Genomic DNA, 22,737 nt, shown 5'->3' with positions numbered 1-22,737 from the left:
AGAATGGCTGGAATTCGCAAGGCTGCGGCGGTTGGCGGCGGCGTAATTGGTGCGGGCTGGGTGGCGCGCCTTCTCCTCAACGGCATCGACGTTTCGATCTACGATCCGGATCCCGAGGCTGAGCGCAAAGTCAGCGAGGTGATGAAGAATTCTCGCCGCGCCTATAAGACCATGGTGCCGGACGGCTTGCCGAAAGAAGGAAGGCTGACATTCGCCAAGTCCATAGAGGAAGCCGTCGACGGCGCTGACTTCATTCAGGAAAGCGTTCCCGAACGGCTCGAACTGAAGCACAAGGTACTTGCCGAGATCGACAAGCATGCCGCGACGGATGCCATTGTCGGTTCATCCACCTCGGGCATTCTCCCGTCCGACATGCAGACCGCGATGAAACACCCCGAGCGTCTTGTCGTAGGGCATCCCTATAACCCGGTCTATCTTCTGCCGCTCGTCGAAATCGTCGGCGGCAAGCAGACCTCGCCGGACGCTGTCGAAAAAGCGCGCGAACTCTATGCCTCCATCGGCATGAAGCCGGTGGTCATCCGCAAGGAGATCGAGGCTTTCGTCGGCGATCGCCTGCTCGAGGCGGTCTGGCGCGAGTCGCTTTGGCTGATCAAGGACGACATTACCACCGTCGAGGAACTCGACGATATCATGCGCTATTCATTCGGCATTCGCTGGGCGCAGATGGGCATGTTCCAGGTCTATCGCGTCGCCGGTGGCGAAGCGGGCATGCGCCACTTCATCGCCCAGTTCGGTCCGTGCCTGTCCTGGCCGTGGACCAAGCTAATGGACGTGCCCGAACTTACCGAAGAACTGGTGGACAAGATCGCCAACCAGTCGGATGAGCAGGCGCACGGCCTTTCGATCCGCGAACTCGAACGCATCCGCGACGACAATCTCGTGGCGATCATGGAAGCGCTGTCGCGCCAGAACAAGGGCAAGGGCTGGGGCGCGGGCGCCCTCTACAAGGATTATACGAAGCGCCTCTCGAAGCTCGCCCAGAAGCCGGCGACCTCCAAGGCCGCCGAGAAGGCCAAAGCCAACAAGCCCAAGAAAAAGAAGGACTAACGCACATGGATTTCGGTCTTTCGGAGGAGCAAAGGCTGATCGTCGAAACGACGCGCGCCTTTGTCGAGAACGAACTCTACCCGCACGAAGCGGAGGTGGAACGCACGGGCGTGTTGCGCAAGGAACTCTCCGACGAGCTCAAGCAGAAGGCGATGGAAGCCGGACTTTATGCAGCCAACATGCCAGCCGAAGTCGGCGGCGCGGGGCTCGATACCGTCACCTGGCTGCTCTACGAAAAGGAACTCGGCCGCGCCAATTATGCGTTGCACTGGACCTGCGTCGGGCGCCCGTCGAATATCCTGCTTGCAGGTACCGATGCGCAGAAAGAGAAATACCTCTACCCCTGCATTCGCGGCGAAAAGTCCGACTGCCTGGCCATGACCGAACCCGGCGCGGGCTCGGACTTGCGCGGCATGAAGGCGACCGCTGTCGAAAAGGGCGGCGACTGGGTCGTCAATGGCACCAAACATTTCATCAGCCATGCGCTCGAAGCCGATTTTGTCATACTCTTTGTTGCATCGGGCGAAGAAGAGACGACGCGCGGCAAAAAGAAGAAAATCACCGCCTTCTTCGTCGACAAGGGCCACCCCGGCATGACGATCCGCGAAGGCTACCGCAATGTCTCGCATCGCGGCTATACCAATGCCATCGTTGAGTTTGACGATTGCCGCCTGCCACAGGAAGCGATCCTCGGCGAAGTCCACAAAGGCTTCGAGGTCGCCAACACCTGGCTTGGAGCAACCCGCTTGCAGGTTGCGGCGACGTGCCTTGGCCGCGCGGAACGTGCGCTCGGCCACGCCATTGAATATGCTGCCCAGCGACAACAGTTCGGCCAGCAGATCGGCAAGTTCCAGGGCGTTTCGTTCAAGCTCGCCGACATGGCGACGGAGCTCAAGGCGGCGGACCTTCTCACCTTCGAAGCCGGGTGGAAGTTCGACCAGGGTACAGTGACTGACCAGGACATGGCCATGGCCAAGCTGAAGGCGACCGAAACGCTGGCCTTCGTCGCCGACGAGGCGATCCAGATTCACGGCGGTATGGGCCTTATGGATGACCTGCCGCTCGAACGCATCTGGCGAGATGCCCGTGTTGAGCGCATCTGGGAAGGCACGTCCGAGATCCAGCGGCATATCATCTCGCGTGCCCTGCTCCGCCCGCATGGCGCATAACGGAGCATTTCATGGCATCGCATAAGCTCGACCGGCTGCTTCGGCCAAAATCCATTGCTGTCTTCGGTGGCCTCCAGGCCATCGAAGTCATCAAGCAATCGCAGAAAATGGGCTTTACCGGCGAGATTTGGCCGGTCCATCCCAAGCATGACGAGATCCTCGGCCTCAAGGTCTATCGCTCGGTGGCCGATCTCCCCGGAAGTCCCGATGCCGCCTTTGTCGGCGTCAACCGTTTCGTCACGCTCGATATCGTGCGGCAGTTGCGCGATGCCGGCGCCGGCGTCGCGGTCTGCTATGCCTCGGGCTTCCTTGAAGCCGGCGCGGACGATGCCGATGGCGCACGCTTGCAAGAGGAGCTCGTTGAAGCGGCAGGCGACATGCCGATCATCGGACCGAACTGCTACGGCCTTATCAATTATTGCGACGGCGCCCTGCTCTGGCCGGACCAGCACGGCGGCCGCCGGCTTGCTGCCGACGAACGCGGCGTTGCGATCATCACGCAATCGTCCAACATCGCCATCAACATGACGATGCAGAACCGCGGATTGCCGATCGCCCACGTCATGACCGCGGGCAACCAGGCGCAGACCGGCCTTCCAGACATGGCGATCGCACTTCTCGAAGACGACCGCGTGACTGCGCTCGGTCTGCATATCGAAGCATTCCAGTCGGCGCCGAAATTCGAGGCTCTGGCAAAACGGGCGCGCGAACTCGGCAAGCCGATCGTCGCCATGAAGGTCGGCCGGTCGGCGCAGGCACGCGCGGCGACTGTCTCTCACACCGCATCGCTGGCAGGGTCGGACGCTGCATCGGACGCGTTCCTGAAGCGGCTCGGCATAGCCCGCGTCAACTCGATCGCCTCGTTCCTCGAAACGTTGAAGTTCCTCCACGTCCATGGCCCTCTCGATGGCAACACACTGTGCTCGATGAGCTGCTCAGGCGGCGAGGCATCGGTGATGGCAGACAGCGCCGAGGGCCGCTCGGTGGAATTTCCGGCGCTCACGCCGGAACACAGGGCGCGCGTCAAGGCAACGCTCGGGCCGCTCGTCGCCGTGGCGAACCCGCTCGACTATCATACTTTCATCTGGAACAACGAACCGGCCCTGACGGAGACCTTCACCGCCATGGTTTCCGGCGGCTTCGCCTTAAGCTGCCTCGTTCTTGATTTTCCGCGCAAGGATCGCTGCTCGGACGTGGATTGGTGGTCGACGGTGCGCGGCTTCGAAAGCGCGCTCAAGACCAATCGCGCCAAGGGAGCGATTGTAGCGTCCTTGCCCGAAAACATTCCCGAAGAGTACATGGCCGGGCTCATGGAAAGCGGGATCGCGCCTCTTTGCGGCATTACCGAAGCGTTCGACGCCGCCGAGGCCGCCGCGTTCATCGGCCGTGCCTGGAAGCGTAGCGCTTCCGCACCCGTCGCAGCACCTGGCAGTTCAAACGCTTACGAACCCGCCTCTCCCGATGAGGCGGACGCCAAGGCGCTGTTGCGCAGGCTGGAACTCCCCGTACCGGAAGGTCGCCGCTGCCAGACAGCCGATGAGGCAGTCCTTATCGCGAACGGTCTCGGCTATCCAGTTGTCTTGAAGGCGCTCGGCATCGCCCACAAATCCGAGCATAATGCGGTGCGCCTGAACCTAAAAAGCAGCGACGAAGTTCGAAGCGCGGCGAATGACCTTGCCGGCCTTGGAACGGGACTTTACGTGGAGCGCATGGTAACGGGTGCTGTCGCCGAACTCATTGTCGGCATAGTCGATGATCCGCAGTTCGGCCCGGTCATGACGCTTGGAACCGGCGGCGTTCTCGTCGAACTTCTGCAAGATACGGCGACGTTGCTGCTGCCGTCGAGCCGTGAAGATATCGAGGCGGCACTGCGTTCGCTCCGCATGTTCCCGCTACTCGACGGCTATCGCGGCAGGACGGCGGCGGATCTTGATGCCGCGATTGATGCCATAGCGGCAATTGCCACGTTTGCCGTGAAGAATGCAGGCCGCATAGCCGAGCTGGATATCAATCCGCTGCTCGTCTGCGGCAAGGGAGACGGCGCGTGGATTGCCGATGCGCTGCTGGTCACAAAGGGAGAGCTGAATTGAACGACGTTATAAGGACAAGGCGCGAGGGCGGCATTCTCGAGGTCACGCTCGACCGCCCGAAGGCGAATGCGATCGATCTGATCACGAGCCGCCTCATGGGCGAAACGTTCAGAGAATTCCGCGACGATCCCGAATTGCGCGTCGCCATCGTCCAGACCGCCGGAGACAAGTTTTTCTGCGCCGGCTGGGACCTGAAGGCAGCTGCAGGCGGTGACGCCGTCGACGGCGACTATGGTGTCGGCGGTTTCGGTGGTCTGCAGGAGTTGCGCGACCTGAACAAGCCAGTCATCGCCGCGGTCAACGGCATGGCCGTCGGCGGTGGTTTTGAACTCGCGCTTTCCTGCGATATGATCCTCGCATCTGATCATTCGAGCTTTGCCCTGCCCGAAATTCGGGCCGGCACTCTTGCCGACGCCGCGACCGTCAAATTGCCCAAGCGCATTCCTTATCACGTCGCGATGGACCTGCTTCTGACCGGTCGCTGGATGGATGTCGCCGAGGCGCATCGCTGGGGTCTCGTCAATGAGGTTCTGCCCAAGGACAGGCTGATGGAGCGTGTCTGGGAGATCGCCCGCCTCCTCGAAAGCGGTCCGCCGCTCGTTTTCGCCGCGATCAAGGAAGTCGCGCGCGAAGCAGAGAACATGACATTCCAGCAGGCAATGAATATGATCACCAAGCGGAAGTTCCGCACGGTCGATATCCTTTATGCCTCGGAAGACGGACAGGAAGGATTCAAGGCTTTTGCCGAGAAGCGTGAACCTGTCTGGAAGGGTAGATGAGCACAGACTATTCCGTCCTGATCGATAAAGAGACCTGGGCGTTCATCGACAGGACGAACAGTTTCTATCCCCCGAACGCGATAGACCTGACTATCGAAGAGCAGCGCGGCGTCTATAACACGATGTGCCGCGCATTCTTTGCCGGCTATCCAGAGGCAGTGTCATCGATGGATGCGTTCATCGACGCGCGCGACCACCGGATACCGGTCCGTGTCTATGACAAAAGCGGCTCCAAGCCCGAAGCTGTCTGCCTCTATTTCCACGGTGGCGGCTTCGTCGTCGGTGGACTCGACAGCCATGATGACGTCTGCGCCGAGATTTGTGATGCTACGGGCTTTCGCATCATCTCCGTCGATTATCGCCTTGCACCCGAGCACCCGCATCCCACGGCGTTCCGCGACTGCCTCGCAGCCTTCGAGCACGTGGCTGAAACCTCCGATCTTCCAATCGTCATTTGCGGAGACAGCGCCGGCGGCAATCTGGCAGCCGCAGTCATCCATCACGTCCGCAGCCATGACCGCGCACCGATCGGCCAGGTTCTCATCTATCCGGGGCTCGGTGGCGCGACCGATCAGGGCTCCTATCTCACTCACGCCGAAGCGCCGATGCTGTCGACCCGTGATACCGTCTACTACGCCAATATGCGTGGCGGCGGCTTCAACTGGTCCACTGATCCGCGCTTCGCGCCCCTCAACGATCCGGATTTTGGCGGACTGCCGCCGACAGTTGTCATTTCGGCCGAATGCGATCCGCTCTCGGACGATGGCCGGCGCTACCGCGACAAGATTCTCGCAGCGGGCGGCAAGGCGATCTGGAACAATGAGCCGGGCCTGATCCACGCTTATCTGCGCGCCCGCCACAGTGTCGAGCGGGCGCGGTCAAGCTTCCGGCGGATCGTCACCGCCGTGCATCTGCTCGGGCAAGGCCGCTGGCCCGGCCAGCTTTGATTCATCTAATTCCCGGCGCTCGCCATGCGCCGGTTCTTCATGGCGCCTTCGAGCCAGCCAAGCTCCATTTCCGGCACCGACGACAGCAGCAGATCCGTATAGGCGTCGAAAGGCGGCTTCAGCACCTCGGTCTTCGGACCGTAGCGCACCACTTCGCCGCGATACATGACTGCGATCGCATCGGCGATGGATTTGACCACGGCAAGATCGTGGGTGATGAAGATATAGGCGACGTTCTCGTCCTTCTGCAGATCGAGCAGAAGCTTGAGGATGCCGTCCGCCACCAGCGGATCGAGCGCGCTCGTCACCTCGTCGCAGATGATGAGCTTGGGCTTGGCGGCAAGCGCGCGCGCAATGCAGACACGCTGCTTCTGTCCGCCTGACAGCTCGGCCGGGTAGCGATCGGCAAAGCCCGTCCCCATCTCGATCTTGTCGAGCAGTTCGCGAACACGAGCATCGCGCTCCTTGCCTCTCATACCGAAATAGAATTCGAGCGGGCGGCCGATAATCGTGCCGATGGTCTGGCGCGGGTTCATCGCGACATCCGCCATCTGGTAGATCATCTGCAACTCGCGCAGATCGTTGCGCGTGCGGTTGGCGAGGCGCGGCGACAGTGTGCGCCCGTTGAACGTGATGCTCCCTTCCATCGGCGGCAACAGCCCGGTGATGGCGCGAGCCAGCGTCGACTTGCCGGAACCGGACTCGCCGACGACGGCCAGCGTCTGGCCGAGATGGACGTCGACGGTAACGTTCTTGAGCACCTTGACCAGTCCGCCCCCATAGGCCGCGGTAATGTTGTTGACCGCCAGCACCGGCGCATCGTTCGGGTTCTTCTGCTCATGCGGAATGTGGTGCACGGAAACAAGCTGGTTGGTGTATTGCTGGCGCGGCTCCTTGATGATCTGGCGTGTATCGCCATATTCCACGAGCTTGCCATGGCGCAGCACCATGATGTCGTCGGCGACCTGCGCCACGACAGCAAGATCATGCGTGATATAGAGCGCGGCGACATTGGTGTCGTGGATGGCCTCCTTGATCGATGCCAGCACGTCGATCTGGGTGGTCACGTCCAGCGCCGTCGTCGGTTCATCGAAGACGATGAGGTCGGGCTCCGAGCACAATGCCATAGCGGTCATGGCGCGTTGCAGCTGGCCGCCGGATACCTGATGGGGAAAGCGCTGACCGAAGGTCTCGGGATTCGGAAGTCCAAGCTTCTTGAACAAGCCAATCGCACGCTTCTCGGCTTCTGCCCTCGAACATATACGGTGCAGAAGCGCTGCTTCTATGACCTGGTCCATAAGCTTGCGGGCGGGATTGAACGAGGCGGCAGCCGACTGTGCAACATAACAGACCTCCTTGCCCCGGACCTGGCGCAACAGGCGTGGGCCACCTTTGACAAGATCGCGGCCGTTGAGGATCACTTGCCCGCCAGTAATGCGCACACCTCCCCGGCCATAGCACATGCTTGACAGGCCAATGGTGGATTTGCCGGCGCCCGACTCGCCGATAAGGCCGAGCACCTTGCCGCGCTCGAGCTTGACCGACACGTCGTCAACGATGACGACGTTGCGCGGCGGCTCACCGGGTGGGTAGCTGGTGGCCTCGATGCGCAGGTTCTGGATATCGAGCAGGAGACCGGTCTTGTCCTTCCTTGGTGCCTTAGCCATTGCGACCTCCCTTCAGACTTGTCGTCCGGTTCAATATCCAATCGGCAACGAGGTTGACCGAGATCGCGAGAACGGCAATCGCCGCTGCAGGAATAAGCGCCGCCGGCACACCGAAGACGATGCCTTCCTTGTTTTCCTTGACCATGCCGCCCCAGTCGGCATCCGGCGGTTGCACGCCGAGCCCGAGGAAGGAAAGCGCCGACAGGAAGAGCACGGCAAAGATAAAGCGCAGCCCGAGTTCAGCGATAAGCGGGGTGAGCGCATTGGGCAGGATTTCGCGAAATATGATCCATACCCGGCCCTCACCGCGCAGCTTTGCGGCCTCGACAAAGTCCATGACGTTGATATCCACCGCGACGGCCCGCGCCAGTCGATAGACGCGGGTGGCGTCGAGCAGGCCCATGACGAAAATGAGCGTGACCACATTGGCAGGCAGGACCGAAAGCACCACAAGCGCAAAGATCAGCGTCGGGATTGCCATGATCAGATCGACAAAGCGTGACATGAGCTGGTCGAACCATCCGCCGACGACGGCGGCGGCGAACCCCAGCACCGAACCGAGAATAAAGGAAAGGGCCGTCGCCATGGCGGCGATGAAGATCGTTATGCGCGCACCGTAGATCATGCGCGACAGGAGGTCACGGCCGAGATTATCGGTACCGAGCAGATACTTGGCCGACGAGGGCTCCCACACATCGCCCACCGTCTCGCCGACGGGATATGGCGCGACCCACGGAGCGAATATAGCCGCAAACAGGAACACGGCGGTGATGATGAGGCCGATCCATGCGCTGATGGGAATAGCTTTGACGTTCAGCATGGCGCGCCCCTACTTCGGATGCCGGAGGCGGGGATTGGAAACAATCGCCACGATGTCAGCAATGATGTTCAAACTTATGTAGACGGCCGCGAAAACCAGCCCGCATGCCTGCACGACCGGAACGTCGCGCTTGGCCACGTGGTCGACAAGATACTGGCCCATCCCCGGATAAACAAAGATCACCTCGACCACGACGACGCCGACCACGAGAAATGCGAGGTTGAGCATCACGACGTTGACGATCGGCGCAATCGCATTGGGAAACGCATGCCGGGTAATGATCTGAAGCGGCGAAAGCCCCTTCAGTTCGGCCGTTTCTATATAGGCAGACTGCATGACGTTGAGGATTGCCGCGCGCGTCATGCGCATCATATGCGCGAGAACGACAAGCGTAAGCACCGTCACCGGCAATGCAATCGCGCTCAGCCGCTCGCCGAGTGGCATGCCTTCATAGACGGTCGATACGCTCGGGAACCACTGCAGCCGCACCGCCACGAAATATATAAGCAGGTAGCCGGTGAAGAACTCCGGCAGCGAGGTCGAAGCGAGACCAAGGCCGGAGATCAACTTATCGACGATGCCGTTGCGGTAGCGCACCGCCAAGAGCCCGAGCATGATGGCAAGCGGAATGGACACCACCGCCGCCCAGAATGCCAGGAACAGCGTATTCCATAGCCGCTCTTTCAGCGACGTCGCGATATCCTGTCCGCTGGAAAGTGCCGTCCCGAGATCGCCGGTCAGGATCCCGCCGAGCCAGCGCAAATAGCGAATATAGGCAGGGTCGTTCAGACCCATGTCACGCCGCAGGTTTTCAAGCGCCTGCGGCGTGGCCGATTGGCCGAGGATGGATTGGGCCACGTCGCCCGGCAGGATTTGCGTGCCGGCAAAGATGAGCACCGAGACCGCAAGCAGGAGCAGAAGGCCCATCGCAATGCGCTGGGCCACCAGTTTCAGGACAGGTGCACTCATCCGCCCGGCGCCGATCAGGCGTTCAGCCAGCAGCGCGACAGAGCATAGCCGCCGCTCATCTCCTGATTGCCGTCCGGCACCCAGCCGCCGACCTTGGCGCTGGTCGCGTCGATGAAGTCGTTGAACATCGGCACGATGACACCGCCTTCATCGCGAACGATGATCGCCATGTCGCGGTACATCTGCTTGCGCTTGCCCTCATCGAGTTCGCCGCGCGCGGTGATCAGCATCTGGTCGAACTTGGGATTGAAGAAGCGCGTGTCGTTCCAGTCGGCCTTCGAATAGTAGGCCGTGGAATACATCTGGTCCTGCGTCGGACGTCCGCCCCAATAGGATTCCGAGAAGGGCTGCTTGTTCCAGACTTCCGACCAGTAGCCGTCGCCAGGCTCGCGCTTGACTTCGATTTTGATGCCGGCCTTGGCGGCGCTCTGCTGATAGAGCTGTGCCGCATCGACGGCGCCCGGGAAGGCGACATCGGATGTGCGCAGGAGAACGGTGCCGTCATGGCCGGACTTCTTGAAGTGGAACGCGGCTTTGTCCGGATCGTAGGTGCGCTGCTCGATATCGTCGGAGAACAGCGGATAGGCCTTGTTGATCGGGAAGTCATTGCCGACAGAACCGTAGCCGCGCAGAATCTTCTGCACCATCTCTTCGCGGTTCATGGCGTATTTCAGCGCAAGACGCAGGTCGACATTATCGAAAGGCGCCGTGTTGCAATGTGCAATGAACACGTAGTGTCCCTTGCCGGCCACGTTCTGGATGGTCACGCCAGGGACGCGCTTGACGAGATCGACAATCTTCGGCTCGACGCGATTGATCATGTGAACCTGTCCGGACTGAAGAGCCGCGGTACGGGCGGTCGCATCGTTGATGACGATGATTTCGATCTGGTCGGCATGGCCGCGCTTGTCGCCGTTCCAGTAGTTGGCGAACTTCTCGCCAATGTGACGTACGCCCGGCTGATCGGTGACGACCTTGTATGGTCCCGTCCCGATACCTGCGGTGGGCTTGTCCTTGCCACCGTTCGGCTGGATCATAAGGTGATAGTCGTCCATCAGGAACGGCAGGTCGGCATTGGCTTCTTTCAATGTGAAAACAACGGTATCGCCGTCCTTCTTCACGTTCTCGATGCCGCCCATGATACCAAGGGCGCCCGACTTGGAGTTCGCGTCCGAGTGGCGTTCCATGGTGGCGACAACGTCGTCCGGCGTCATTTCCTTGCCGTCGTGGAATTGGACACCCTTGCGGATCTTGAAGGTCCATACCTTCGCGTCGTCCGATGAACCCCACTCTTCGGCGAGTTTCGGCTCAAGCTTGCCATCGGGCTGAATCTCGACAAGCTGCTCGCCCCACTGGCGGCCGAACTTGTAGGGCACCTGGCTTTGCCAGGTCGCAGGGTCAAGACTGTCCGTGGATGCACCGCCCTGCATGCCCGCCTTGAGCGTGCCGCCCTTCACAGGCCCTTCGGCAAGTGCTGCGCTGGACAGAAGGGAGTTGGCAAATACGGTCGTAACACCAAGTGCGGCGGCCCTGCCGAGAAAGTCGCGGCGGGAGATGTGACCGCGTGCGACCTTGCGGCTGAGATATTCGAGTTCTTTAGACATACCAGTTCCCCTTCTTGCTCCGACGCAACGCGCCCGGATTGGTTTTTGTGATAATGTGACTTGATACCCGTGGATTACAACTGTTGATTGCTAAATAGTCCTCCTCGGCTCATCTGAATATCAAATGAAGCTTCGTTTGATCGTTTCTGCGAAGTCGTGCTCGAAGATGACATTGTCGTTTTCGTAGGCCTCGATACGCCCCGTCAGGTAGAAATTGTGCTGGTCCGATCGCATCGTCGTGTAGGTCTCCGTGCGCGTACGCCAATTGTCGCGTCCGGAAATCTCGGTCCAATGCGTCTCGCCATAGGCCGACAGCGGATCGTCAGGATGGATCTCCCAACGCTCGCGCGCTACGCCGCCATGGATCAGCCCATGATCCTTGTCGCGCGCCTCGCCAAAATCATCCTCGATCAGCAAGGTGATCTTGCCGCTTACCTGATCGTGTTCGATCGTCCGGCTATTGCCACCTTCGCGCAATGTTTCAATTTGCCATGGCGACGCGCCTTCGGGCTCGGGGAAAGTCCACTCGTCGCCGAGCGCAAGCGGGCGCGAGGGAATTGCCACGCTGCCAGCGTGGATGCTGAGGCTGACATGGGATGGCGACGGCCAGACAAGCGGCCAATAAGACGTTGAAACCGCCACGCGCAAGGTGTGCCCGGCCGGGACCCTATAGGCAATATCATCGAGCTTGAACGTAGTTGTCACTTGCTCGCCGGGCACCAGTGGCTCGGCATTGTCATGGCCATGGCGGTGACAGAGATTGAAGACGCCATAGGTGATACGGGTCGATGCGCCATCCGCATGCACGTCACACAACCGCACCGCGACCATGGCCACGGGCTTGTTGCTCGAAAGCGTAAGCGTGATTTCCGGCGCTCCGACGATGTCGATTGCCTCGTCGAGGGACGTGTCATAGCAAAGCGAAAGCGCGTCGTCGCGGCGCTGGTCGCCGGGCATTTCCGGTCCGAGCCAGATCGCACAATATTCGCCGCTCATCATGCCACAATCCTGCGGCGACGCGACCAGATGCGAGAAGTTTTCGCTCGCTTCCGGCGCCAGTGACCGGTCGCCCGCAAGGTGAAGCACCTTGCTGCCGATACGTTGCGAAGGCCACTCGTTTTCGGCAATCCAATAGCCGCTGCGTTCCGTGTACCAGCTTTTCGGACGGACCGAATCCATCAGGTAACCACGGTACGTCGGATCGTTCTCGACGCCGGTGTCGATATCCTTGAGCCAGCGATCCCACCAGCGCAACGCCTCCTGCAGGAAGCCGATGCGCGGTTCCGGCACGGCAAAGTGCGGGTATTTGTGTACCCATGGACCGATGATGCCTTTGACCGGCGCGGTTATACCTTCCATCAAGCGCGGCACGGCGTTCTTATAGGCATCGCCCCAGCCGCCGATCGCCAAGGTCGCGGCCTTGATCGCCGAAAACTCCTCGCAGACGGAGCCACGCCGCCAATAGTCGTCGCGTGTCTGATGCTTGAGCCATACAGCTGGCAGGAACGGCTCGTTGCGCAGACGCTCCAGCCACATCTCCCGCCATTTTGCGCCGGCATGCGCCGGATCTGGCGGGCGCGAGGAATAGGCAAGCATTGTTGCGCCCCAGCCAAGATTCTCATTAAGCAGCAGGCCGCCCTTGTAATGGATATCGTCGGCGAAGCGATCATCGGTCGAGCACAACGTGATAATGGCCTTGAGCGGCTCGGGCTGGAGCGCTGCTACCTGCAACGAATTGAATCCGCCCCAGGATATGCCCATCATGCCAACCTTGCCGGTCGACCATGGCTGCGCGGCGATCCAGTCGATCACCTCGCACGCGTCGGCAAGTTCCTGCTCGGAATATTCATCCTCCATGAGCCCTTCGGAATCGCCATTGCCGCGCATGTCGACACGCAGGCAGGCATAGCCGTGGCCGGCAAAATACGGATGGGTGAGATTGTCGCGCGCCGTCGTTCCGTCACGCTTGCGATAGGGCAGGAATTCAAGAATGGCGGGAACGGGACTATCGTTGGCATTTTCGGGCATCCACACCCGCGCCGAGAGCCGGCAACCATCAGCCAGGACGATGCCCATATCGGCATGCTCGATGACATTCTGAGGAAACGTTTCGACTGTCCGCATTATCGCCTTTCATCTCGCGCAGAGTTGAAAACAGACAATGCCCGCCGAAGGCGTGACGCCCGGCGAAAGCCAGAATCCCATTTTCTCGTCTTTGCGAGGTGTTCCTTTGCCCACACTATGCGCATCTGCTCGCCAGCAGGCATAAAACAGCTGCGACATAACTCACACAATTTGCGCCACACCCGAGTTTTTCATCCGAGCTTCGAGGGGATCATTCTTTCAACGCGCCTGAAGAGCATCACGATAATGCCGGTGATCACCAGATATCCCGCGGCAAGGAGGAGCAACGGCTCGTAGGTCAGGAACGTATCCTGCCTGACACGCGAAGCGACTGCGTAAAGATCGACGACGGTGATCGTCGCAACGAGCGGCGTCGACTTCAGCTGCAGGACAGCCTCGCCGGCAAGCGTCGGCAGCGCGCGATGGATCGCCTGCGGCAGCCATATCCGCCTGAAGATCGTGAAGCGCGGCATGCCGAAGGCACGTGCGGCTTCCAATTGTCCCTTGGGAACGCTGGCGAATGCGCCTCGCATTACCTCGCCCTCATAGCCCGCGTAGGACAAGGTCAGCGCCAGCACTGCATAGGGCCAGGCCTGCCGCAAATAAGGCCAGAGTTCCGATCCGCGTATCCACGGATATTGCGGGAAGAGCGAACCAAGGCCGTAATAGAGCAGCCAGAGTTGCAGCAGCAGCGGCGTGCCGCGAATGACGGTGCAAAACATCTTGGCCGGAACAGCGAGAATCGCCGGCCCGGACGCTTGGGCGAGTCCCAGCGGCACCGCCAGCAGGAAGCCCAGGATAACCGTCACGATTAAGATCCAGATCGTCCGCCACAGGCCCTGAGCGATAAGGTCGCCGTAGTTTTGCAGCCAGTCCCAGCGCATGAAGAAAACGGCGGACGCAATCAACGCCAAACCGATCAGCATCATGACGATGCGATGCGGCTGCAGCAGGCTAGCGATGCGGATCCCGCCCGTTTCCTTGTGGATCGGAAATGTCTCGATCGGGACTTCGATAGGCGTTTCGGACATCAATGCGCCTCCTTGACGGAGGGCATGCCGCGTCGGGCCCAGATTTCAACCCGGCCAATAATGGCGTTTGAAAACAGCGTGATGAACAGATAAAGCGCGCCTGCTGCCATATAGAAGAGGAAATAAGCCTTGGTCGCACCCGCCGCCTGGCGCGTTTCGAGCGTTAGCTCGGCGAAGCCCACGACGGCCAGAAGCGATGTATCCTTGGTGGCGATCAGCCAGAGGTTGGCTAGTCCCGGGAGCGCATGCGGCAGCATCGCGGGCAGCGTAATGCGCCGCATCATCAGGCTCGGCGACATGCCATAGGCCCTCGCCGCTTCGATCTCGCCCTGCGGAATGGATTTGATTGCGCCGCGCAAGACCTCCGTTGCATAGGCGCCTTGGACAAAACCGAGGACGACGATACCGGCGACAAGGCCGCTAATATCGACCCGGCTATAACCGAGGGCCTCGAATAGGCGATTGATGAGGTCCGTGCCGGCATAATAGAGCAGCAGGATTAACACCAGTTCGGGAATTGCTCGCACCATTGTGGTGTAGATAGCGGCAATGTCGCGGACAATCGGGCCGCCATAGAGCTTGCCGTAGGCGCCGAGCGTTCCGATGATAAGCCCAATGCCGAAAGAACCAAGTGCGATCTGCAGGGAGTGAAAGAGCCCGCGAAGCAGATTGCCGCCCCACCCAGGTGGATTTGGCGACAGGAGCCCGAACATGCCGGATATGGCGGCGGGAAGGATCGATGCGTCGGCCAAGCCGTCCTCGATTCAGTATCGGATAGAGTTTTGAACAAGTTGGCCGGAACGGGCTGTCCCACTCCGGCCGGACAGCTTAGCCGCCATAAATATCGAAGTTGAAATACTTCTTTGAGATCTCGTCATACTTACCATCTGAGCGGATCGCCTTGATGGCAGCGTTGATCTTGTCCTTCAGCTCGGTATCGCCCTTGCGCAGGCCGACGCCGACACCGGGGCCGAGGATCTCCAGATCATCGGCTACCTTGCCCTTGATCTCGCAGCACGCCTTGCCGGCATCGGTCGCAACGAAGGTTTCGAGCGCGAGCGAGTCGGCCTGCGTCGCATCGATGCGGCCTGCGGCGAGATCCTGGTTCGCTTCATCCTGCGTCTGGTATTCCTTGATTTCGGCTGCGGTCGAAGCGAAGTACTTCTTGGCGTAGGCCTGGTGCACCGTCGAAACCTGAACGCCGATGATCTTGCCCTTCAGGCCTTCCGGCGTCGGCTGCATCTCCACGCCCTTGGCGCCCATGATGACAGTCGGGGTGTTGTAGTACTTGTCGGAAAAATCGATCGTCTTCAACCGCTCGTCGGTGATCGACATGGAGCTGGCGATCATGTCGATTTTCTTCGTGGTCAAGGCGGGAATGATGCCGTCCCAAGCGACAGGCGTAATGACGCAATCAAGCTTGGCCTGCTCGCACAGCGCGTTGATGATATCGACTTCCCAGCCGTTCCACTTGCCCGATGCGTCGGGCGAGGTGAATGGCGGATAGGGCTCGGCAGCGATGCCGACTTTCACCTGCTCGGCGCTTGCAGCGCCCATGCCAGCGACGACCAGGACAACGGCGGATACCGTTGTTTTCAAAAACGACTTCATTCTCATCTCCATTCTTTCAATGTTCCCCAGGATTGTTTCCTGTTGCTTGCTTATTTTATGAAACAGTCCGGATAAACTGCTTCAAACGTTCAGATTTTGGCGATCCGAACAATGATTCCGGCGGACCCTCTTCCTCGATGATGCCGTTGTGCAGATAGATGACGTGGCTCGCGACCTCGCGTGCGAATTTCATCTCGTGCGTGACGAGAAGCATGGTCCGGCCTTCCTCGGCGAGATCGCCGATCACCCGCAGCACCTCGCCGACAAGTTCCGGATCAAGCGCGGAGGTGGGCTCGTCAAACAGCATGACGCGCGGCTGGATTGCAAGCGCCCGCGCAATCGCGCCGCGCTGTTGCTGGCCACCGGAGAGATAGGCTGGATAAACGTCGCGCTTGGCCGACAGGCCGACACGCTCGAGCAATTGCTCGCCGATAACCATGGCCTCATCGCGCTTCATGCCCAGCACATGGACCGGAACTTCGATGACATTCTGGATGAGCGTCATGTGCTGCCAGAGGTTGAAGTTCTGGAACACCATGCCGAGACGGCTGCGGATGCGCTCGATCTGGCGCCGGTTGGCGGGATGCAGGCCACCATGGCCATCGCTGACCATTTTTACGTCTTCGCCATTGATGCGAATGATGCCGCTGGTGGGATTTTCGAGAAAGTTGATGCAACGCAGGAACGTGGATTTACCGGAGCCACTGCCGCCGATCATGGCGACCACATCGCCATCCCGCGCCGTCAGGGACACGCCCTTCAGAACTTCGAGTGCTCCGAAGCGCTTGTGAAGCTTCTCGATATGAATGGCTTCAGCTTGTTCGCCTGTCGCCCGTTGAAGTGGATCCGTCGAAACGGTTGCCGCTTCCATCGCCGTCATTCCGGGATACCTGCTCGTATTGGGCTTGCACGTTTTGTCATGACAGCCTTTGATCCGCCTCATTATCTGACAGGGTCTAAATTGCCCTCTTTGGCTGCATCACACCACTTGCGCTCTATTTATGCAAGCGTATAAATACTCCGAGAAACAATTTTTTGAGAGCAGCGCAGATGCAAGCATTCGGTTCCCAGTCCATGGCCCTCCCCTTGAAGCGCGTCATCATGCGCAAGCCGGACCACGTCATGGCAGGGGCCGAACGCGACGTCTGGCACTATGGGCCGCAATTCGATCCACGCAAGGCTTCCGATCAGCATCGCGTGTTTGCCGATCTCGTTGCCCGTTCGGGCGCGGAGATCACGTGGATACGCGACGGCAATGACGGGCTGTCCGATTCCATCTTCACCCATGATCCATCGTTGGTGACCGACAAGGGCGCCGTTATCCTGCGCATGGGAAAGCCCCTGCGCCTTGAGGAAACGGACTTGCACCGGGAGACCTATCGGCAGATGGATGTGCCGGTCCTCGGCCGCATCGAGGCGCCCGGCACCGTCGAGGGCGGCGATTGCGTCTGGGTCGACGAAAAGACCCTGGCGGTTGGGCGCGGGGTCCGTACCAATCAGGCGGGGATCGAGCAGCTCGCCGATATTCTCAAGCCGCTTGGCGTCACCGTTCTCGGCTTCGACCTGCCGCTCTGGCATGGAGAAGAGGCCTGCCTGCACCTTATGTCGATCATATCCCCGCTCGCCGAAGACCTTGCGCTTGTGCACATGCCGCTGTTGCCGGCAGCGTTCTACCAGCTTTTGAAAGAACGCGGCATTCGCCTGGTTGCCGCTCCTGAAGCAGAATTTGCGGCCAGCAATGGTCTCAACCTCAACGTCCTGCCGACAGCGCCCTATGAGGTCATTGCCGTCGCAGGCTTCGAGGGCACGAAGGCCGCTATGGAAGCAGCAGGCTGCACTGTCACAACCTTCGAGGCCGATGCGCTCTGCATCGCCTGCGAAGGCGGCCCGACCTGTCTCACCCGCCCTGTCTGGCGCCAATGAACGCTGAAACCGCCACCCGCAAGAGCTTTCGCCGCGAGGGCGAGGACAAGCGCCGCGAGGATCTTATCGCGGCAACGCTCGAATGCGTGGCCGAACGCGGCCTTGCCGGTGCGACAGTACGTGAGATTGCGCAACGCGCCGGAGTCACCGCCGGGCTTATCCGCTATTATTTTCCGACCAAGGATGAACTGATCGGCGCGGCCTACCGTGCCGTCATGCAACGCATGACCGTGCAGGCGAGCGACGCTCTTAGAAGCGCGAATGACGATCCCCGCGCCCGCCTTTACGCCTTCGTGACAGCCAATCTCGGCCAGCCGATCATGGATCCGCACAATCTTTCGCTCTGGGCGGGTTTCATTGCGCTCGTCCACGCCGATCCGGCCATGGCAGCAGCACATCGCGACGGCTATCTCGGCTTCCGCGACGAACTCGAAATCCTGATACGCGATGCACTGCTGTCGGCAAGCGCACCGGCCGAGTCGCGCCACACCCGCAGCCACGCCATTGCCATCAATGCGATCATCGACGGGCTGTGGCTCGAAGGCTGCCTGGCCGGCGATATTTTCTCCGATGGCGAGTTGGCCGAAACCGGCATAAGCGCTATCGAAGCCGTACTTGGAATTTCTCTCAAAGCTGAAGGAGGCGCGCCATGATGCGCTATGCGTCTGTTACGAATCGTCTCGCGGGGCTTGGCTCTGACAAGTGGGCGGTGCATATGCGCGCCCGCGAAATGAAGCATGCCGGCGAAGACGTCATCGAGCTCACCATCGGCGAACCGGACATCCCGACGCCAAACGATATGATTGACGTCGCAGAACGCTCGATGCGCGCCGGACGCACCGGTTATTCCAATGGCCGCGGTGAACCTGCAGTACTGGCCGCGCTTTCGGCCAAATATACTGCCCGCACCGGGCGCCCGATCGATGCCGAGCACATTATGTGCTTTCCCGGCACCCAGACCGCCCTCTCCCTCGTCATGCTTGGCATCGCCGAGGAAGGCGACGAAATCATAACGGGCGATCCGCTCTATGCGACCTATGACGGCGTCGTACGTGCAACCGGCGCAATGCGCGTCTCAGTACCGCTGCGTCCGGAAAAGGGTTTTCGCATGCAGGCGGCCGACCTTGAAAAGGTCATTACGCCGCGCACCAAGGTGTTGCTGTTGAATACGCCGCACAACCCGACGGGGGCGGTACTCAGCGCCAGGGAAATCGCTGAAATCGGCGAGGTCTGCCGGAAACATAATCTCTGGATTGTCTCCGACGAGGTCTACGAGCAGCTCATATTCGACGGTACCTTTGCTTCGCCGCTCGATCAGCCGGAACTTGCGGACCGCACTGTCGCGGTCTCCTCCATTTCCAAGTCGCATGCGGCGCCGGGCTTCCGCAGCGGCTGGTGCGTCGGGCCGAAGGACTTTACCCGCCGCCTGCTGCCGCTTTCCGAATCGATGCTCTTTGGCGGCCAGCCCTTCATCGCGGATATGACCGCCTATGCGCTCGGCCAGCCTTCAGCCGCCGCATCGACGATGCGTGAAAGCTATCTTCGCCGGGCGCGTTCGATCGCCGACCGCCTCGATGGCGTTGCCGGCATTGACTGCAAGATCCCACAGGCCGGAATGTTCATTCTCGCCGATATCCGCGCCACTGGTCTCAGTGGCGATGAATTTGCGATGCGGCTCCTCGAAGAAGAACTCGTCGCGGTCATGCCGGGCGAATCGTTCGGCGAAAACCTTGCCGGTTATCTTCGCCTCAGCCTCAGTGTCGCCGACGACAAGATCGACGCAGCCTGTGCCGGCATCGTCCGCCTCGCATCACGCCTTCAGAAACGGAAATCCGCATGACCACGGTTGGTGAAGCTCTCGTTCATTTGCTCGAATCCTACGACGTCGATACCGTCTTTGGTATCCCGGGCGTCCACACCATCGAGCTTTATCGCGGCCTTGCCGGCTCCAAGATACGCCACATTACCCCGCGCCATGAACAAGGTGCCGGATTCATGGCGGATGGCTACGCACGCGCGACGGGCAAGCCGGGCGTCGCATTCGTCATCACCGGACCGGGCATTACCAATACGATCACTGCCATGGGACAAGCGCGCGCCGATTCCATTCCGATGCTGGTCATCTCCGGCGTGAACCAACGTGACTCGCTCGGCAAGGGCATGGGTTTCCTGCACGAACTTCCGAACCAGCGCGCCATGCTGCAAACGGTTGCAATGTTCTCGCACCGGATCGAAAAGCCCGATGAACTGCCCATCGTGCTTGCCCGGGCCTTTGCTCTTTTTGCGTCTCGCCGTCCAGGCCCCGTTCACATTGAAATTCCGCTCGACGTCATGGCGCTACCGCTTGAAGGCGCGCAGCGCGAGCCTTCCGATGCGCCGGTGCCGCACGCATCAACCGAAACCATAGCGGAGTTGGTCCGCCACTGCCTGTCAGCGGAACGGCCCGTCATTCTCGTTGGCGGCGGCGCAAAGTCTGCGGCGGACGGCTTGAAGGTTCTCGCCGAGAAGCTCGATGCGCCGGTAGTCGCCACCACGAACGGGCGTGGCATCATGCACAAGCATCCGCTGCTCATCCCGGCAAGCCCGAGCCTCAAGGCGGTGCGCGAGCTCCTAGCCGACAGCGATCTCGTCATCGCCATCGGCACGGAAATGGGACCGACCGACTATGACATGTACGCCGATGGCGGCTTCCCGGAATTGAAGCGCTTCGTGCGAATCGACATCGATGCCGGACAGCTCGATCGCTGGCCTGCATTCATGCCGATCGAGGCGGACGCGAAGGAAACCGTCGGGTCACTTTCTGCAGCCCTGCCGGACCGCAGAAACGGCCGAGGCGGCGAAGAACGCGCAAAGCGCGTGCGCGACGCGGCCTGGGCCGATGTCGGCGCGCGCATCCAGGGGCAGGTGCGTTTCCTCAATACGTTGCGCGATACGCTGCCCAATTCGCTGATCGTCGGCGATTCGACGCAAACGATTTACTCCGGCAACCTCTATTACGATCACGACCGCGTCGGCGGGTGGTTCAACGCTGCCACAGGTTTCGGCGCGCTCGGCTTCGGGCCGCCTGCAGCCATTGGCGCAGCCCTTGGCAAGCCCGAGACCTCGACGGTCTGCATTGTCGGCGATGGCGGCTTCCAGTTCGTCCTCGGTGAAATCGGCGCAGCCGTCGATGAAAACGTGCCGATGATCTTCATCGTCTGGAACAATCAGGGCTATCAGGAGATCGAGCGCGCAATGGTCGATGTGAATATCGACCCCGTTGGTGTTCGCCCCTCCGCTCCGGACTATATCAAGATTGCCGAAGCCTATGGGGTACCGGCCGAGCGTCTCAGCGATATCGGAGAGCTCCCGGCTTCGCTTTTGCGAGGCAAGGCGAGCAATAGCCCGTACCTGATTGAAATCGATGAAAAACTGGTTGGCTGACGGCTTGCAGCCGTCAGCCCTTCTTCCGTCTTATGGACGGTGGATTGTCTTCACTTCAAGGAAGTCCTCGAGACCGAACCTGCCACCCTCGCGGCCATTGCCGGACTGCTTGTAGCCTCCGAACGGACTGCCGTAGCGATGCGGCCCGCCGTTGATATGTACCATGCCGGCCTTAAGCCTTGCAGCGACACGCTCGGCACGCTTGGCGTCGCCGGTCTGCACGTAGGCCGCGAGACCGTAGGGCGTATCATTGGCAATGGCGATCGCTTCTTCCTCCGTGTCGAAGGGTATCAGCGCCAGCACAGGACCGAACACCTCTTCGCGCGCAATGCGCATGGTATTGCTGACATCGGCAAAGATGGTCGGACGCACGAAATAGCCGGTCTCGTAGCCTTCTGGCTTGCCCGCGCCACCGACGACGACGCGCGCGCCCTCGGCGATCCCCGCCTCGATGAGGTTTTGCACCCTCCCATACTGGATATGGCTGACGAGCGGGCCGATATGTTCACCCTCCTCCTCCGGATTGCCGACGCGCGCCTGCTTTCCGGTTTCTCCGGCAATTTTCACTGCCCGGTCATAGACCGAGCGCTGGACGAGCATGCGCGTCGGGGCATCGCAGGACTGGCCGCTATTGTTGAAGCATTCAAGCACGCTGCCGGCGACGCGATCCTCGAGATCCGCGTCCTCAAAAACGATGTTCGGCGATTTGCCGCCAAGTTCGAGGGTCACGCGCTTCACCGTTTCCGCCGCATCCTTGCTGACGGCGATGCCGGCGCGGGTCGATCCTGTAAAGGACATCATGTCGACATCCCTGTGCCTGGAGAGCGCCGCTCCCACAGTTGCACCATCGCCATTGACGAGATTGAATGTGCCAGCCGGGAAACCCGCCTCGTCGATCATTTCGGCGTAGAGCATGGCGTTGAGCGGCGTGAATTCGCTCGGCTTCAGCACGCATGTGCTGCCCGTTGCGAGCGCCGGGATGACCTTGAGCGCAATCTGATTGATCGGCCAGTTCCACGGCGTGATCAAGCCGCAGACGCCGATAGGTTCGCGCACCAACAGGTCGCCATTGGGCAATTCCTCGCGCATATGTAGGTTCTTCAAAGCATCAATGAAGCCCTGAAGATGGCCGACGCCCACATCCGCCTGCTGCTGCGTGCTCATCGTGATAGGAGCGCCGAGTTCAAGCGTAATCGTTTGCGCCATTTCGTCGTAGCGGCGCTTGTAGATAGCGAGCAACCTTTCGAGCAGCGCAATGCGCTCGTCCACCGACGTCTGGCTATAGGTTTGGAAAGCCTTCTTGGCCGCACCCACCGCGCGATCGATATCGGCGGCCGTGCCCATGGAAATAACCGCAATCGGCTGTTCAGTCGCCGGATTGATGACTTCCAGATCGTTTGGCTCAAGCGGCTTTACCCATTCGCCATCGATATAGAAGTTGCGTTTGTCGAGCATGAAACTTTCCTCCGAGAACTTAGCCGTAGGCCCATTCTGACCAACAATCGGACGAAG

19 protein-coding genes are annotated in these 22,737 nt (G+C 60.4%); 9 read left to right on the top strand and 10 right to left on the bottom strand.

The window, feature by feature from the left end; all coding sequences use genetic code 11:
- The first annotated feature begins 3 nt into the window (after positions 1-3).
- Genes BLR72_RS13860 through BLR72_RS13840 form a run of 5 tightly spaced genes read left to right on the top strand, consistent with a single transcriptional unit; the run spans position 4 to position 6,053 of the window.
- Positions 4-1,068, top strand: a complete 1,065-nt coding sequence (locus BLR72_RS13860; protein WP_091949457.1) for a carnitine 3-dehydrogenase — start codon at positions 4-6, stop codon at positions 1,066-1,068.
- Between the two features lie 5 nt (positions 1,069-1,073).
- Complete coding sequence (locus tag BLR72_RS13855) at positions 1,074-2,237, top strand: acyl-CoA dehydrogenase family protein (protein WP_091949454.1); 1,164 nt, start codon at positions 1,074-1,076, stop codon at positions 2,235-2,237.
- A gap of 11 nt (positions 2,238-2,248) precedes the next feature.
- Positions 2,249-4,327: an acetate--CoA ligase family protein gene (locus BLR72_RS13850; protein WP_091949451.1), complete on the top strand. Its 2,079-nt coding sequence runs from the start codon at positions 2,249-2,251 to the stop codon at positions 4,325-4,327.
- The gene (locus tag BLR72_RS13845) at positions 4,324-5,106 is read left to right on the top strand and encodes a carnitinyl-CoA dehydratase (RefSeq protein ID WP_027232568.1); all 783 of its coding nucleotides are present in this window, start codon (positions 4,324-4,326) and stop codon (positions 5,104-5,106) included. Before BLR72_RS13850 ends, BLR72_RS13845 begins: the two co-directional genes overlap by 4 nt.
- The gene (locus BLR72_RS13840) at positions 5,103-6,053 is read left to right on the top strand and encodes an alpha/beta hydrolase (RefSeq protein WP_091949448.1); all 951 of its coding nucleotides are present in this window, start codon (positions 5,103-5,105) and stop codon (positions 6,051-6,053) included. The genes BLR72_RS13845 and BLR72_RS13840 overlap by 4 nt, the downstream gene beginning before the upstream one ends.
- 5 nt (positions 6,054-6,058) lie before the next feature.
- Here the strand turns inward: BLR72_RS13840 and BLR72_RS13835 are convergent, their stop codons facing one another.
- The 9 genes from BLR72_RS13835 to BLR72_RS13795 all read right to left on the bottom strand — a co-directional run bounded on the left by BLR72_RS13835 (position 6,059) and on the right by BLR72_RS13795 (position 16,759).
- A complete protein-coding gene (locus BLR72_RS13835; RefSeq protein ID WP_091922655.1) occupies positions 6,059-7,720 on the bottom strand; it encodes an ABC transporter ATP-binding protein in 1,662 nt (553 codons plus the stop codon).
- On the bottom strand, positions 7,713-8,540 hold the full coding sequence (locus tag BLR72_RS13830; RefSeq protein ID WP_027232565.1) for an ABC transporter permease: 828 nt from the start codon (positions 8,538-8,540) through the stop codon (positions 7,713-7,715). Before BLR72_RS13830 ends, BLR72_RS13835 begins: the two co-directional genes overlap by 8 nt.
- A 9-nt stretch (positions 8,541-8,549) precedes the next feature.
- Entirely contained in the window at positions 8,550-9,509 is a 960-nt protein-coding gene (locus BLR72_RS13825; RefSeq protein ID WP_091949446.1) for an ABC transporter permease, read from the bottom strand.
- Between the two features lie 14 nt (positions 9,510-9,523).
- The gene (locus BLR72_RS13820) at positions 9,524-11,113 is read right to left on the bottom strand and encodes an ABC transporter substrate-binding protein (RefSeq protein WP_027232563.1); all 1,590 of its coding nucleotides are present in this window, start codon (positions 11,111-11,113) and stop codon (positions 9,524-9,526) included.
- Between the two features lie 120 nt (positions 11,114-11,233).
- Positions 11,234-13,237, bottom strand: a complete 2,004-nt coding sequence (locus tag BLR72_RS13815) for a CocE/NonD family hydrolase (protein ID WP_091949443.1) — start codon at positions 13,235-13,237, stop codon at positions 11,234-11,236.
- A 191-nt stretch (positions 13,238-13,428) separates the two neighbouring features.
- Positions 13,429-14,166 carry an ABC transporter permease gene (locus BLR72_RS13810; RefSeq protein WP_051615173.1) on the bottom strand — a complete coding sequence of 246 codons (738 nt, stop codon included), beginning with the start codon at positions 14,164-14,166 and terminating at the stop codon, positions 13,429-13,431.
- Positions 14,167-14,267: 101 nt separating this feature from the next.
- The gene (locus BLR72_RS13805; RefSeq protein WP_091923007.1) at positions 14,268-14,981 is read right to left on the bottom strand and encodes an ABC transporter permease; all 714 of its coding nucleotides are present in this window, start codon (positions 14,979-14,981) and stop codon (positions 14,268-14,270) included.
- Between the two features lie 115 nt (positions 14,982-15,096).
- Positions 15,097-15,825 (bottom strand): transporter substrate-binding domain-containing protein, encoded by a 729-nt coding sequence (locus tag BLR72_RS13800; RefSeq protein ID WP_244506707.1) that lies wholly within the window; start codon positions 15,823-15,825, stop codon positions 15,097-15,099.
- A gap of 109 nt (positions 15,826-15,934) precedes the next feature.
- On the bottom strand, positions 15,935-16,759 hold the full coding sequence (locus BLR72_RS13795) for an ABC transporter ATP-binding protein (protein ID WP_091949434.1): 825 nt from the start codon (positions 16,757-16,759) through the stop codon (positions 15,935-15,937).
- A 170-nt stretch (positions 16,760-16,929) separates the two neighbouring features.
- Between BLR72_RS13795 and BLR72_RS13790 the strand changes: the two genes are divergently transcribed.
- From BLR72_RS13790 to BLR72_RS13775, 4 genes are read left to right on the top strand one after another with little or no spacing between them, the layout of a single operon-like run.
- Positions 16,930-17,802: a dimethylarginine dimethylaminohydrolase family protein gene (locus BLR72_RS13790; RefSeq protein ID WP_091949431.1), complete on the top strand. Its 873-nt coding sequence runs from the start codon at positions 16,930-16,932 to the stop codon at positions 17,800-17,802.
- A complete protein-coding gene (locus BLR72_RS13785) occupies positions 17,799-18,455 on the top strand; it encodes a TetR family transcriptional regulator C-terminal domain-containing protein (protein ID WP_027232556.1) in 657 nt (218 codons plus the stop codon). The genes BLR72_RS13790 and BLR72_RS13785 overlap by 4 nt, the downstream gene beginning before the upstream one ends.
- On the top strand, positions 18,455-19,642 hold the full coding sequence (locus BLR72_RS13780; protein WP_091949627.1) for a pyridoxal phosphate-dependent aminotransferase: 1,188 nt from the start codon (positions 18,455-18,457) through the stop codon (positions 19,640-19,642). The genes BLR72_RS13785 and BLR72_RS13780 overlap by 1 nt, the downstream gene beginning before the upstream one ends.
- Positions 19,639-21,225, top strand: a complete 1,587-nt coding sequence (locus BLR72_RS13775) for a 5-guanidino-2-oxopentanoate decarboxylase (protein ID WP_091949428.1) — start codon at positions 19,639-19,641, stop codon at positions 21,223-21,225. The genes BLR72_RS13780 and BLR72_RS13775 overlap by 4 nt, the downstream gene beginning before the upstream one ends.
- A 30-nt stretch (positions 21,226-21,255) precedes the next feature.
- Here BLR72_RS13775 and BLR72_RS13770 read toward each other — a convergent pair whose 3' ends face one another.
- On the bottom strand, positions 21,256-22,680 hold the full coding sequence (locus BLR72_RS13770; protein WP_091949425.1) for an aldehyde dehydrogenase family protein: 1,425 nt from the start codon (positions 22,678-22,680) through the stop codon (positions 21,256-21,258).
- Between the last annotated feature and the right edge of the window lie 57 nt (positions 22,681-22,737).

Origin of the sequence: Phyllobacterium sp. YR620 (assembly GCF_900104165.1) — a bacterium.
GTDB classification, from domain to species: domain Bacteria; phylum Pseudomonadota; class Alphaproteobacteria; order Rhizobiales; family Rhizobiaceae; genus Phyllobacterium; species Phyllobacterium pellucidum.
This window is presented reverse-complemented; position numbering and strand designations above follow the sequence as displayed.